This is a genomic window from Mycobacterium sp. 1165196.3, assembly GCF_001673415.1.
GTDB lineage: Bacteria > Actinomycetota > Actinomycetes > Mycobacteriales > Mycobacteriaceae > Mycobacterium > Mycobacterium europaeum_A.
Genome location: NZ_LZLU01000013.1, coordinates 1 through 13,646, shown reverse-complemented (window position 1 = coordinate 13,646; position 13,646 = coordinate 1). Strand labels below are relative to the sequence as shown.

At 68.5% G+C, this 13,646-nt stretch carries 15 protein-coding genes and 1 pseudogene; 3 read left to right on the top strand and 13 right to left on the bottom strand.

Annotation, left to right across the window (positions count from 1 at the left end):
• A pseudogene (locus tag A5659_RS01280) lies at positions 1-366 on the bottom strand (hypothetical protein); the annotation flags it as partial.
• 127 nt (positions 367-493) lie between these two features.
• A complete protein-coding gene (locus A5659_RS01275) occupies positions 494-1,111 on the bottom strand; it encodes a carbonic anhydrase (RefSeq protein WP_066868416.1) in 618 nt (205 codons plus the stop codon).
• A gap of 15 nt (positions 1,112-1,126) precedes the next feature.
• On the opposite strand from A5659_RS01275, the gene A5659_RS01270 reads away from it, so the two are divergent.
• Complete coding sequence (locus A5659_RS01270) at positions 1,127-2,026, top strand: A/G-specific adenine glycosylase (protein WP_067178918.1); 900 nt, start codon at positions 1,127-1,129, stop codon at positions 2,024-2,026.
• Here the strand turns inward: A5659_RS01270 and A5659_RS01265 are convergent.
• Entirely contained in the window at positions 2,009-2,764 is a 756-nt protein-coding gene (locus A5659_RS01265; protein WP_066868413.1) for an alpha/beta fold hydrolase, read from the bottom strand. The two genes, A5659_RS01270 and A5659_RS01265, sit on opposite strands and share 18 nt — an antisense overlap.
• A gap of 63 nt (positions 2,765-2,827) precedes the next feature.
• On the opposite strand from A5659_RS01265, the gene mhuD reads away from it, so the two are divergent.
• Positions 2,828-3,148 carry a mycobilin-forming heme oxygenase MhuD gene (mhuD, locus tag A5659_RS01260; RefSeq protein WP_007772332.1) on the top strand — a complete coding sequence of 107 codons (321 nt, stop codon included), beginning with the start codon at positions 2,828-2,830 and terminating at the stop codon, positions 3,146-3,148.
• Entirely contained in the window at positions 3,123-4,487 is a 1,365-nt protein-coding gene (locus A5659_RS01255; protein WP_066868411.1) for a serine hydrolase, read from the top strand. Before mhuD ends, A5659_RS01255 begins: the two co-directional genes overlap by 26 nt.
• Positions 4,488-4,490: 3 nt before the next feature.
• Here the strand turns inward: A5659_RS01255 and A5659_RS01250 are convergent, their stop codons facing one another.
• From A5659_RS01250 to A5659_RS01205, 10 genes are all read right to left on the bottom strand, one after another.
• A complete protein-coding gene (locus A5659_RS01250; protein ID WP_066868408.1) occupies positions 4,491-5,039 on the bottom strand; it encodes a histidine phosphatase family protein in 549 nt (182 codons plus the stop codon).
• Positions 5,036-5,821, bottom strand: a complete 786-nt coding sequence (locus A5659_RS01245; protein WP_067144758.1) for a CbtA family protein — start codon at positions 5,819-5,821, stop codon at positions 5,036-5,038. Before A5659_RS01245 ends, A5659_RS01250 begins: the two co-directional genes overlap by 4 nt.
• A 9-nt stretch (positions 5,822-5,830) precedes the next feature.
• On the bottom strand, positions 5,831-6,046 hold the full coding sequence (locus A5659_RS01240; RefSeq protein WP_066868405.1) for a CbtB domain-containing protein: 216 nt from the start codon (positions 6,044-6,046) through the stop codon (positions 5,831-5,833).
• A gap of 190 nt (positions 6,047-6,236) precedes the next feature.
• Positions 6,237-8,783 carry an ATP-dependent protease ATP-binding subunit ClpC gene (gene clpC1, locus A5659_RS01235; protein WP_066868404.1) on the bottom strand — a complete coding sequence of 849 codons (2,547 nt, stop codon included), beginning with the start codon at positions 8,781-8,783 and terminating at the stop codon, positions 6,237-6,239.
• Positions 8,784-9,131: 348 nt separating this feature from the next.
• Complete coding sequence (gene lsr2 / locus A5659_RS01230; RefSeq protein WP_066868403.1) at positions 9,132-9,470, bottom strand: histone-like nucleoid-structuring protein Lsr2; 339 nt, start codon at positions 9,468-9,470, stop codon at positions 9,132-9,134.
• Between the two features lie 128 nt (positions 9,471-9,598).
• A complete protein-coding gene (lysS, locus tag A5659_RS01225) occupies positions 9,599-11,095 on the bottom strand; it encodes a lysine--tRNA ligase (protein ID WP_067178916.1) in 1,497 nt (498 codons plus the stop codon).
• A 43-nt stretch (positions 11,096-11,138) separates the two neighbouring features.
• Complete coding sequence (locus tag A5659_RS01220) at positions 11,139-11,954, bottom strand: type III pantothenate kinase (RefSeq protein WP_066868401.1); 816 nt, start codon at positions 11,952-11,954, stop codon at positions 11,139-11,141.
• A gap of 2 nt (positions 11,955-11,956) precedes the next feature.
• Positions 11,957-12,376 (bottom strand): aspartate 1-decarboxylase, encoded by a 420-nt coding sequence (gene panD, locus A5659_RS01215; RefSeq protein WP_066868400.1) that lies wholly within the window; start codon positions 12,374-12,376, stop codon positions 11,957-11,959.
• On the bottom strand, positions 12,376-13,308 hold the full coding sequence (gene panC, locus A5659_RS01210; protein WP_067178913.1) for a pantoate--beta-alanine ligase: 933 nt from the start codon (positions 13,306-13,308) through the stop codon (positions 12,376-12,378). Before panC ends, panD begins: the two co-directional genes overlap by 1 nt.
• Positions 13,305-13,646 (bottom strand): DUF2520 domain-containing protein (locus A5659_RS01205; protein WP_156748746.1); only part of this gene is annotated, 342 nt, incomplete at its 5' end. The genes A5659_RS01205 and panC, both read right to left, overlap by 4 nt.

The following is a 13,646-nucleotide window of genomic DNA, read 5'->3' as shown; positions in this document are numbered from 1 at the left end:
GGTTCCAAGCAAGTCCGCGTGCGCGAACTGCAGCCGGGGAGTAGCGGCCCGCGCCGGGGAGCCGCGCGGGCTGACCGCGGCGGTGGGGGGGGGGGTGGGGTTCTGTCCTTGCGCCGGCGGCACGGCCGGGGCGGGGCCCTCGGGTCCGGGCGGCGGGGGCGCCTGGGGCGCAGGCGATCCCGGCTTGTTGGCGGCGGCGCTGGCTTTGTCGGCGTTGGCGGGCTTGGCTCCCGCGCTGTTTCCCATGAAGGCGATGACGACGGCGGCCACGATCCCGATCACGACGACCGCGATACCAATGGCCAGGCCTCTGCGCCGCCAGTAGATCTCGGTGGGTAGCGGGCCACGCGGTTCCAGATCGAGCACGTTCGCAGCGTAGGCCCAGGTCACGTCGATTCGGCTGACCCGCCTCGGCGTGTCGCCAGGTTTGCTGGCCGACCGCCGTGTAGTAGCGGCCCGCCACCGGGGTGGCGCGGGCCGTATCCGCCGCTGGTTACTCGCCCAGGTCGCCGGCGTGGTCGGACAGCTCGGCCCGGCCGTCGGCGAGCTGATAGGTCACGCCGGCGATCGCCAGCGTGCCCGCGGCCAACCGCTCGGCGATGATCGTCGAGCGGGCCGCCAGCTGCGCGACGGTTTCGGCGACGTGCCGCTTCTCGAACTCGTCGACGCTGCTCAGGCCGTCGCGCCGGCCGACCAGGATGGACGGGGCCACCCGTTCCACCACGTCGCGCACGAAACCGCCGGGCACCGCGCCGTCATCGATCGCCCCCACGGCCGCCTTGACCGCGCCGCAGCCGGAATGGCCGACGACGACGACGAGCGGAACGTCGAGCACCGCGACGGCGTACTCGATGGAGCCCAATACCGCCGTGTCGATCGCCTGCCCGGCGGTGCGAACCACGAAGATGTCGCCCAGTCCCTGGTCGAAGAGCAGCTCGGCGGCCACCCGGCTGTCCGCACAGGCGAACACGGCCGCGATCGGCTGTTGGCCGGAGGCCAGACTCGCGCGACGCTCGACGCTTTGGTTCGGATGCTCGGGGCGGCCGGCGACGAATCGCTCGTTACCCTCTTTGAGTGTTTTCCATGCTGTTGCCGGAGTGGTGTTGGGCATGGCACACATTGTGCTGTGCCGCGGTTGCCCGTGACTAGCCGACCTCCAATCCCGGCGAATGAACTTCTGGGGTGGTACGACATCGCGCGCCGCGATCTGCCGTGGCGCGAGCCGGGGGTGAGCGCCTGGCAGATTCTGGTCAGCGAATTCATGCTGCAGCAGACGCCGGTGGCGCGGGTGTTGCCGATCTGGACGGACTGGGTGCAAAGCTGGCCCACCGCGTCGGCCACGGCCGCGGCCAGCGCGGCCGACGTGCTGCGCGCGTGGGGCAAGCTGGGCTACCCGCGGCGGGCCAAGCGGTTACACGAGTGCGCGATCGTGATCGCCCGCGACTACGGCGACGAGGTTCCCGAGGACGTCGAGACCTTGCTGACGCTGCCCGGTGTCGGCAGTTACACCGCCCGGGCGATCGCCTGCTTCGCGTACCAGCAGCCGGTTCCGGTGGTGGACACCAACGTTCGCCGGGTGGTGGCGCGGGTGGTGCACGGCCTGGCCGACGCGGGCGCGCCGTCCGCGACGCGCGACCACGCCGACGTGTCGGCGCTGCTGCCCGCCGACGCCACGGCACCGAGGTTCTCCGTGGCGCTGATGGAGCTGGGCGCGACGGTGTGTACGGCGCGCGCGCCGCGTTGCGGGCTGTGCCCGCTGGGCAGCTGCGGGTGGCGAAGCGCCGGTTATCCGCCCGCGCAGGGGCCGGCCCGTCGCGTCCAGACCTACGCCGGAACCGACCGCCAGGTTCGCGGTCGGTTGATGGATGTGTTGCGCGCCAACGATTCTCCGGTGACCCGAGCCGAGCTGGATGTGGCGTGGCTGACCGACACCGCGCAGCGCGACCGGGCGCTGTATTCGCTGCTGGCCGACGGGCTGGTGACGCAGACGCGCGACGGGCGCTTCGCCCTAGCCGGCGAGGAATGACTCGACGGCCTGGCGGTACAGCTGCGGCGCTTCGTCGTGGATCAGGTGACCGGCCTGCGGGGCCTTCAAATATGTTGCACCGCTTGATATTTCCGCCATCTCTTGCATCTGGCCCGGCGGGGTGACGGAGTTGCCAGCCTCGATGAGCAGCGCGGGGGCGCGCACCGCGCGCCACTGTGCCCAGTAGTCGCGGGTGCCCCATTCCGCGGCGATCTCGATCCAGCGCGCGGTGTGACCATGCAGCCGCCAACCGGTTTCGGTCCGATCGAAGGCCTCCAGGAAATACTGGCCCGCGACGGGGCCGAACTCGGCGAAAACCCGCTCGGCGGAATCGAATTCGACCGGGAGGGCATGCAGCCACGGTTCCCAGGGGCCGGTGGTGCGGCCGCGGAAGTCCGGCGCCATGTCCTCGAGCACCAGGGCGGACACCAGTTCCGGGTGTTCGGCGGCCAAACACCACGAGTGCAGGGCGCCCATCGAATGCCCGACCATCCGCACCGGGCCGGCCAGCGTGCTCACCGCGTCGGCCAGATCGGCCACGAACCGTTCGGTGCTGATCGGGTGCGGATCGTCGACGTCGCGGCCCCGGTGCCACAACGCGTCGTAGGTGTAGACGGTGCCCAGCCCGGTCAGCCACGGCAGCTGGCGCGGCCAGGTGGTTCCCCGTCCCATCAGGCCGTGCACCAGCACCAGCGGGTCGCCCTCTCCCCCGTGGCAAGTCAACAGATCGCTGGGCATAGCACCATCTTGCGTGCACCGCCCAGGGCCCCGGCACCGGGATGGGCGGGGTAGCCTAGCGGCATGTCGCCAGTGGTGAAGATCAACGCAATCGAAGTACCCGCCGACGCCGGCCCGGAGCTGGAGAAGCGGTTCGCCCACCGGGCGCACGCCGTCGACAACCAGCCCGGCTTCCTCGGCTTTCAGCTGCTCCGCCCGATCAAGGGCGAGAACCGCTACTTCGTGGTGACCCAGTGGGAGTCCGAAGAGGCATTCCAGGCCTGGGCGCAGGGGCCCGCCATCGAAGCGCACTCCGGGGAGCGGGCGAAGCCGGTGGCCACCGGGGCCTCGCTGCTGGAATTCGAGGTTGTGATGGACGTTGCCGGCAACAAGCAGGCTGGCTAGCGGCTTATCGGCGCGGCGCCGCGCATTGACGGCGAGCGCGGCCGCCGCACTGGTAGTGACACTGGCGCCCGGTTGCGCCCCCAATCCGTCCCCGCAGGCCAACGCGGCCAATCCGGGGCGGCAGATCGACACCCGGACCCCACCCGGCGTCCGGGCCCAGCAGACGCTGGACATGCTCAACTCCGACTGGCCCATCGGCCCGGTCGGGGTCGGCACCCTCGCCGCACCCGACAAGGTCGAGTCGGTGGAGACCACCATGGAGGCGCTGTGGTGGGACCGTCCGTTCACCCTCGATGGCGTCGACCTGGGCGCGAGCGTGGCGACCCTGCACCTGACGTCGTCCTACGGTGCCCGGCAAGACATCCGGATCCACACCGACGACGGCGGTTATGTGGATCATTTCGACCTCGACACCCAGGCACCGACCATCAACTCGTGGCACGACATCGACGCGGTGCTGAGCAAGACCGGTGCGCGCTACTCCTATCAGGTCGCCAAGGTCGACGACGGGCGCTGCGAGCCGGTGGCGGGCACCAACACGCACCAATCTTTGCCGCTGGCATCCATTTTCAAGCTCTACGTGTTGCACGCGCTGGCGGGCGCGATCAAGGACGGCACGGTGTCCTGGGACGACCAGTTGACCGTGACCGAAAAGAGCCGGGCCGTGGGCTCGTCGGGATTGGCATTGCCTGCCGGAGCGCATGTTTCGGTGCGCACCGCCGCCGAGAAGATGATCGCCACCAGTGACAACATGGCCACCGACTTGCTGATCGGGCGGCTGGGCACGCACGCGATCGAGCAAGCGCTCGCCACGGCCGGCCATCACGACCCGGCCAGCATGACCCCGTTCCCCACCATGTACGAGCTGTTCTCCGTCGGCTGGGGCAGGCCCGACCTGCGCAACCAATGGGAGCACGGGTCGCCACAGGTCCGCGGTCAGCTGCTCGAGCAGGCGAATTCGACGCCGTATGACCCTGATCCGATGCGCGCGCACTCGCCGGCGTCCTCCTACGGCGCGGAGTGGTACGGCAACGCCGAGGACATCTGCCGGGTTCACGCGGCGCTGCAGGCCGACGCGGTCGGCAAGGCCGCACCGGTGCGCGAGATCCTGTCCGCGGTCGCGGGTATCCAGCTCGACCACAACGTCTGGCCGTACATCGGCGCGAAAGCCGGTGGCCTGCCGGGTGATTTGACGTTCAGCTGGTATGCCGTCGATAAGACGCAGCAGCCGTGGGTGGTGAGCTTCCAGCTGAACTGGCCGCGCGATCACGGGCCCACCGTGACCAGCTGGATGCTCAAGATCGCCAAACAGGCCTTCGCGTTGATCGCCCCGCGCTGACTCTCACAACCGCAGCGTCCAACGGCCGTCCCGGAAATGCATGACGATGCGCCCGGCCGGCGCCACGTCGATGCGCCAAAACGACGCCGGGTCGGCGTCCAACGCCGCCACGACCGCCGCGCGGATCACCGCCGGATGGGTCACCGCTACCGTCCGTAATGGGTTGGGGATCAACGACTCCAACCAGTGCGACATCCGCGAGATCAGGTCGGCGATCGATTCACCGCCGTGCGGCGCGGCGCCCGGCCGGCTCAGCCACACCTCGAGTTCGGTGGGCGGCACGGCCGCAAGCGCCGCGCCACGCCAGCGTCCGCAGTCGAGATCGGCCAACCGTGGCTCGGTTTCGGCGTGCAGCCCAAGCAGTTTCGCGGTCTGCCCGGTGCGCCGCTCGGGCGCGACCAGCTGCCGCGGCGCGGCGGCGACGAGGCCGCCCACCGCTTCGACCTCGCGGCGGCCGATCGCGTTCAGCGGCTCGTCGGCGGGAAAACGCTTGTCGGCCATGGCATCGGTCATGCCATGCGACACCAGGGTCAGCCGGAGCACGTCGGTCACGCCGCGATGCTCGGCTCCTGCTTCGTCCGCGCGCCGAGCAGGCGCCCGCTGATCGCCGCGAAGACCAGCCCGATTGCCGCCCACAACACCAGCTGGGTGGCCAGCGACAGCAGCCGGAACTCGTAGAGCACGTCGGCGGGAAATCCCGGATAGACGATGGTCCCCGCGGCGTCGCGCAGCGGCTCGGGAGTCTCGTCCACGCTCGGCAGCGCCACCGCCGCCACGACGACGGCCACCAGATACGCCGCGGCCGCCAGCAGGCCGGCGTTCCACCCGCCGAACCGCGCGGCGAGGCGCCGCGCCAGCCATACGGCGCCGATCGCCAGCGCCACCGAAACCGCCACCATCACCAGGTACCAGCCGGTGCGCGCCCCGATGGTGTCGGCCTGTCCGACCGCCGGCGGATTCGGCGGATACTTCACGAACGGCACCAGGTACACCGCCCCGAACGCGCCGGCCGCCAGCAGCAGCGAAAGCGCTTGCGGCCGAGCGGTTTCCGTGCGCGCATAGACCACGCTGAACAGCACGGCGAACAGCGCGCCCATGGCGAGGCCGAAGATCAGCACACCGAAGCCGAGCCCGGGGCCCGACTGCACACCGCGGGTGAACAACTCGGCGCCGTGCTCGTGCACGCCGTGCGCATTCTCGGCGTCGGTGCGGCCGTCTTCAAAAGCGATTGCGCGGCCGATGACGGGCTCGGCGCACAGGCGGGCGAAGACGAACGCCAGCACCGCGCCGACGGCACCCGCCAGCAGACCGCCCGCGATCAGGCGTTTCTCCACGAGATCGGGTCAGTGGCAGGGGAAGCCGAGCAGGTGCCGCGCATCGTGCACGAACTCGTGCACGTGCGAGTCGCTGCCGAACAACGACACCGCCCCCTGGTCGACGCCGACGAAGTACAGCGCCAGCAGCGCGAGGAAGACGGTCGCCGCCAGCCAGAGCGCGGTGCTCGCCGCCGAAAGATCGATCGATCGGGTGCGGCTGCCGGTGAGTTGCGGGTGGGACACAATCGGCTCCTTCTGGGGATAACGCGTCCCCGCTGGGTGTGACGAGTCTCGGGTCTGACTGTGGACAGTGGCGCGACCGTTCTGGACTTTCACCAGATTCCGTGACACGTCGATGACAACGGTCAGTGTATGGCGCAGCGAAAACGGGCGGTAGTCCGCGTAGGAGTTACCGCCCGTTTTCTGCTGATCGCTACTGCGCGTCCGGCCCCGGGTCCGCGGCGCTGTGCGCCCCCGCCTTGGCCAGGTCCGGCTCGGCCGGCGGCTTGCGGGTGCCGGTGAAGGTGAACTTTGCGTCCTCGCCGGCGCTTTCGCCGTCCCAGTCGTCGACGTCGACCGTGACGACCTGGCCCGGACCGACCTCCTCGAAGAGGATCTTCTCCGACAGCTGGTCCTCGATCTCGCGCTGGATGGTGCGCCGCAGCGGGCGGGCACCCAGCACCGGGTCGAAGCCGCGCTTGGCCAGCAACGCCTTGGCCTTGTCCGTCAGCTCGAGGGCCATGTCCTTGCTCTTGAGCTGGGTCGCGACGCGGTTGATCATCAGGTCGACCATCTTGATGATCTCGTCCTTGGTCAGCTGGTGGAAGACGATGATGTCGTCGATGCGGTTGAGGAACTCCGGGCGGAAGTGCTTCTTCAGCTCGTCGTTGACCTTCTGCTTCATCCGCTCGTAGTTGTTCTCACCGCCACCCTGGGTGAAGCCGAGGCCCACCGGCTTGGAGATGTCGCCGGTGCCGAGGTTCGAGGTGAAGATCAGCACGGTGTTCTTGAAGTCGACCGTGCGGCCCTGACCGTCGGTGAGCCGGCCGTCCTCGAGGACCTGCAACAGGCTGTTGTAGATCTCCTGGTGGGCCTTCTCGATCTCGTCGAACAGCACCACCGAGAACGGCTTGCGCCGCACCTTCTCGGTGAGCTGGCCGCCCTCCTCGTAGCCGACGTATCCCGGCGGGGCGCCGAACAACCGCGACGCGGTGAACCGGTCGTGGAACTCACCCATGTCGATCTGGATGAGCGCGTCGTCGTCGCCGAACAGGAAGTTGGCCAGTGCCTTGGACAGCTCGGTCTTACCGACACCGGACGGGCCGGCGAAGATGAACGAACCCGACGGGCGCTTGGGGTCTTTCAGCCCGGCCCGGGTGCGGCGGATCGCCTTGGAGACGGCCTTGACGGCGTCCTCCTGGCCGATGATCCGCTTGTGCAGCTCATCCTCCATGCGCAGCAGGCGGGTGGTCTCGGCCTCGGTGAGCTTGAACACCGGGATGCCGGTCCAGTTGCCCAGCACCTCGGCGATCTGCTCGTCGTCGACCTCGGCGACCACGTCGAGATCGCCCGAGCGCCACTGCTTTTCGCGCTCGGCGCGCTGGCCCACCAGTTGCTTCTCGCGGTCGCGCAGGCTCGCGGCCTTCTCGAAGTCCTGGGCGTCGATCGCCGATTCCTTCTCCCGGCGCGCCTCGGCGATCTTCTCGTCGAACTCGCGCAGGTCTGGCGGCGCGGTCATCCGGCGGATCCGCATCCGCGCCCCGGCCTCGTCGATCAGGTCGATCGCCTTGTCGGGCAGGAACCGGTCGTTGATGTACCGGTCAGCCAGGGTGGCCGCGGCCACCATCGCGCCGTCGGTGATCGACACCCGGTGATGCGCCTCGTAACGGTCACGCAGACCCTTGAGGATCTCGATGGTGTGCTCGACGGTCGGCTCGCCCACCTGCACGGGCTGGAAGCGGCGCTCCAGGGCGGCGTCCTTCTCGATGTACTTGCGGTACTCGTCGAGCGTGGTGGCACCGATGGTCTGCAGCTCGCCGCGGGCCAGCTTGGGCTTGAGGATGCTCGCGGCGTCGATCGCGCCCTCGGCGGCGCCGGCACCCACCAGGGTGTGCAGCTCGTCGATGAACAGGATGATGTCGCCGCGGGTGTTGATCTCCTTGAGCACCTTCTTCAGGCGCTCCTCGAAGTCACCGCGGTAGCGGCTGCCCGCCACCAGCGAACCCAGGTCGAGGGTGTAGAGCTGCTTGTCCTTCAGGGTCTCCGGGACCTGGCCGTGCACGATCGCCTGCGCCAAGCCCTCGACGACGGCGGTCTTACCGACGCCCGGCTCGCCGATCAGCACCGGGTTGTTCTTGGTGCGCCGGCTCAGCACCTGCATCACCCGCTCGATTTCCTTCTCGCGGCCGATGACCGGGTCGAGCTTGCCCTCCATCGCGGCGGCGGTCAGGTTGCGGCCGAACTGGTCGAGCACCAACGACGTGGACGGGCTGCCGGATTCGCCGCCGCGGCCACCGGTGCCGGCCTCCGCGGCTTCCTTGCCCTGGTAGCCGCTCAGCAGCTGGATCACCTGCTGGCGCACCCGGGTCAGTTCGGCGCCGAGCTTCACCAGCACCTGCGCGGCCACGCCCTCGCCCTCGCGGATCAGCCCCAGCAAAATGTGCTCGGTGCCGATGTAGTTGTGGCCGAGCTGCAGCGCCTCGCGCAGGCTCAGCTCCAGAACCTTCTTGGCGCGCGGGGTGAACGGGATGTGCCCGGACGGGGCCTGCTGGCCCTGGCCGATGATCTCCTCGACCTGGCTGCGGACGCCCTCGAGCGAGATGCCCAGCGACTCCAGCGACTTCGCCGCGACGCCTTCACCTTCGTGGATCAAACCCAGCAGGATGTGCTCGGTGCCGATGTAGTTGTGGTTGAGCATCCGGGCTTCTTCTTGCGCCAAGACGACGACCCGCCGTGCTCGGTCGGTGAATCTTTCAAACATCGGGTTACCTGCTCTCCCTCAACATCGGTACAAACTAGTTAGCGGCCGTTCGAGCAATCCTGCCGGTCTCCTGTGGCCGGAATCGCGTACCTGCCTCCACTGTAATGGTCGGCTTGCCGGCGGGCCTAACCTTGCCGGCGCCTTCTTCGCTGCGGAGCCGCCCGGTCTTCCGGCGCCCTTTGTAGGGCCGATCTCACCTGCGACAGCCTGCGGCGTTGCGCGCCGTAACTGAAGAAACGTCGCGCACTTCCAATTCGTTTCCCAAGCCGCCCGACTATTGTTTCGCGCCCAGCGAAATGACAAACCGGCGCCCGGGCTTTCGAGCCCGGGCGCCGGTCGGTACGGCTGCTACGTCGCCGCGTGGAATGCGTCGATCACGTCGGCCGGGATGCGCCCGCGCGTCGACACGTTGTGCCCGTTGCGGCGGGCCCAGTCGCGGATGGCCGCGCTCTGCTCGCGGTCGATCGCGCCGCGCCCGCGGCCCGAGCCGGAACGCCCGCGCCGGCGGCCGCCGACGCGTCGGCCGGCCTCCACCCATTGCTTGAGATCGCCGCGCAGTTTCGCGGCATTCTTGGACGAAAGATCAATCTCGTAGGTCACCCCGTCAAGCCCGAATTCCACCGTTTCGTCGGCCGCGCCGGCACCGTCGAAATCATCGACCAAGGTGACGGTCACTTTTTTTGCCATTGGCTTACCCTCGCATTTCGTCCTGTGCGGATACTGAGCAGATTGGATCGGACCTCCCCGGTCACCAATCTGCCATAACAGCGAAGCATACTCAATCTGTACGGAAGCCGCACAGTTGAAACTTTGAACTACGACTGCGGCCGAACAATCGGGAACAAAACTGTCTCTCGAATTGACAGACCGGTCAATGTCATCAACAACCTGTCGATACCCATTCCCGTTCCCGTGCATGGGGGCATCGCGTACTCGAGTGCGGCGAGGAAATCCTCGTCGAGCACCATGGCTTCGTCGTCGCCCGCGGCGGCAGCACGCGCTTGCGCGGCGAACCTCTCGCGCTGCACGACCGGATCGTTCAGCTCGGAGTACCCGGTGGCCAGCTCGACGCCACGCACATACAGGTCCCACTTCTCGGTGACGCCCGCGATGCTGCGGTGCTGGCGCGTCAAAGGCGTTGTCTCGACCGGGAAATCCCGCACAAACGTCGGGGCGACGAGCTCGTTGCCCACCGTGTGCTCCCAGAGTTCCTCGACGATTTTTCCGTGCCCGTAACCCCGGTCGCGGGGGATCTCGACGCCGAGCCGGTCGGCGATGCCGAGCAGTTCTTCGACGGAGGTCCCCGGCGTGATCTCGTCACCGAGTGCCGCGGACAACGACGGGTACATTTCGATGGAAGCCCATTCTCCGTCTATGTCGTAGACACTGCCGTCGGGCAGCGGGAGTTGTCGGGTTCCGATCGCCTCATCGGCCACCTCTTGAATAAGCTCGCGCGTCACTACTGCCGAATCGTCATAGGTGCCGTACGCCTGGTAGGTCTCCAGCATGGAGAATTCCGGAGAATGCGTTGAATCCGCACCTTCGTTTCTGAACACGCGATTAAGTTCGAAAACTCTGTCGAAACCGCCGACGACGCACCGCTTGAGGAACAGTTCCGGTGCGATCCTCAAGTAGAGATCGATGTCGAGCGCATTGGAATGCGTGATGAAGGGCCGCGCCGCCGCGCCACCGGCCAGCGTCTGCAACATTGGGGTTTCGACTTCGAGAAACCCGCGCCGGTCCAGCGCGTTGCGGATCGCGCGGATGACGGCGATCCGCTGGCGGGCCACCGTGCGGGCCTGCGGGCGCACGATCAGGTCGACGTAGCGCTGCCGTACCCGCGCCTCTTCGCTCATGTCCTTGTGCGCGACGGGCAGCGGACGCAACGACTTGGACGCCATCTGCCAGGAGTCGGCCAGCACGGACAATTCGCCGCGCCGTGAGCTGATCACGTTGCCGTGCACGTAGACGATGTCGCCCAGGTCGACGTCGGCCTTCCACGCGTCCAGGGATTGCCGGCCGACCTTGTCGAGGCTGATCATCACCTGCAGGCTGGTTCCGTCGCCCTCCTGCAGTGTGGCGAAGCATAGTTTGCCGGAGTTGCGGGCAAAGATCACCCGGCCGGCGACGCCGACGACGTCGTCGGTCGCGGTGTCCACCGGCAGGTCGGGGTGGGCGGCGCGGACTTGCGCCAGCGTGTGGGTGCGTTCGACGGCGACCGGGTAGGGGTCGTGGCCTTCGGCGAGCAGCCGAGCGCGCTTATCCCGGCGGATGCGGTACTGCTCGGGAATGTCTAGGTCGTCGGCACTCACGACGTGCCAGCTTAAAGGACCGGGCTTTGAGGGCGCGGTGCCGTCAGCGTGCGGTCTTGAGCCGGCCGCGCTGGGCGTCGCGATTGCGTTCGAAGATCAGCCGCAGGCCGTCCAGCGTCAGGTGCTTCTCGTAGTGGCTGACCGTCTGCAGTTCGGGCAGCAGCAGCGGCGCGGTATGGCCCGTGGCGACGATCGCGACGTCGTCGCCGGCAAAGCCCTCCACATCCTCGCGAATCCGCCCGACCAGACCGTCCACCAGCCCGGCGAACCCGAACACCGCACCGGCCTGCATGCACTCGACGGTGTTCTTGCCGACCACCGAACGGGGCCGGGTCAGCTCCACCCGGCGCAGCGCCGCCGAGCGGGCCGCGGCGGCGTCGGAGGACACCTGCAATCCGGGCGCGATCGCCCCACCGAGGAATTCGCCCTTGGCCGACACGACGTCCACGCAGATCGAGGATCCGAAGTCGATGACGATGGCCGGGCTGTTGAAGCGATGAAAGGCGGCCAGGCAGTTGACGATTCGGTCGGCGCCGACTTCCTTAGGGTTGTCGACCAGCAGCGGGATGCCGGTACGCACCCCGGGTTCGATCAACACGTGGGGCACCGACGGCCAGTACTGGTCGAGCATCAGCCGCACCTCGTGCAGCACCGAGGGGACGGTCGACAGCGCCGCGGCTCCGGTGAGCCGTTCGGAGTCGTCGCCGATGAGTCCGTCGATCGTCAGCGCCAGTTCGTCGGCGGTGATCTCGGCTTCGGTGCGAATCCGCCACTGCTGCACGACCTTTGCGTGCTCTTTGGATCCCGAGATCAGCCCGACGACGGTGTGGGTGTTACGGACGTCGATCGCCAGCAGCACGGCTACCGCGCAACGATCCGGGGATCCAGCAGCTCGGCCGCGTCAGCGGGCACGAACGCCGGATCGTGGCCGAGGTCGATCGGCTTGTTGTCGGCGTCGACGAAGACGATCCGCGGCTGGTACACCCGCGCCTCGGCCTCTTCCATGGTGCCGTAAGCGATCAGAATAACCAGGTCGCCCGGGTGCACGAGATGCGCTGCGGCACCGTTGATTCCAATCACCCCGCTGCCGCGTTCGCCCGTGATCGCATAGGTGACCAGCCGGGCGCCGTTGTCGATGTCGACGATGGTCACCTGTTCGCCCTCGAGCAGGTCCGCGGCGTCCATCAGATCGGCGTCGATGGTCACCGAGCCGACGTAGTGCAGGTCGGCCTGCGTGACCGTGGCCCGGTGGATCTTCGACTTGAGCATCGTCCGTAGCATCAATTCCTCCAAGGTGATTGGGCGTAGTGTCCGTCCGGCCCAGCGGTGCCGGCGGGTGTTTCGATCTGCAGTTCGATGTTGTCCAACAGCCTGGTGGTGCCCAGCCGGGCCGCGACCAGCAGCCGGGCCGAGCCGTGGGCGGGCGCCGGGCCCAGGCCGGCGTCGCGCAGCTCCAGGTAGTCCACGGTGAGGCCGGGCACGGCGTCGAGCACCGCGCGGGCCGCGGCCAGTGCGGCCGCACCGCCGTGGTGAGCGGCGTGCGCACCGGCGGTCAGCGCCGCCGAAAGCGTCACGGCCAGTTCGCGTTGGGTGGGGTTTAGGTAGCGGTTGCGCGACGACATCGCCAGGCCGTCGGACTCCCGGACCGTCGGCACCCCCACGACCTGCGTGTCGATGTTGAGGTCGGCGACCATCTGGCGGATCATCACCAGCTGCTGATAGTCCTTCTCGCCGAAAAAGATCCGGTCCGGGCGCACGATCTGCAGCAGCTTGCACACCACGGTCAGCACGCCCGCGAAATGGGTGGGCCGTGCCCCGCCCTCAAGCTCGGCGGCCAGCGGTCCGGGCTGCACGGTGGTGCGTAGCCCATCGGGATACATCGCGGCGGCCGTTGGGGCGAAGACGATTTCGACGCCCTCGGCACGCAGTAGGGCGACGTCGTCATCCAGGGTCCGCGGGTAGGCGTCGAGGTCCTCGCCGGCGCCGAACTGCAGCGGGTTGACGAAGATCGATACGACCACCACCGCACCGGGCACCCGTTTGGCCGCGCGCACCAACGCCAGGTGCCCGTCGTGCAGCGCGCCCATGGTGGGCACCAGCATGACCCGGCGCCCGGTGTGGCGCAGGGCCCGGCCGACCTCGGTGACATCGCGCGGGGCGGAATAGACGTTGAGTTCACCCGCCGTGAAGGCGGGCGGCCTGCCGGGGCTCATGGCGAGAGCACCTCCACGACGTCGCGGGGGGCGTGCGCGCGCTGGGCGGTCCGCAGGGCGTTCACCCGGTAGGCCTGCGCCAGTTCCGGGGAGACCTCGGTCAGCGCGGCCAGATGCCCGGCGACCGCGGCCGCGTCGCCACGGGCGACCGGGCCGGTCAGCGCGGCCTGCCCGCGCTGCAGGGTGTTCTCCAGCGCGGCCCGGGCCAGCGGCCCGATGATGCGTTCGGCGATGCCGCCCGGCTGGTCGTCGACCGTCTGTTGGCCGAGGAGTTCACTGCCGCGCAGGGCGGCGCGCAGCGCGTCGAGCGCGTCGGCGACCACGGTCACGATGTGGTT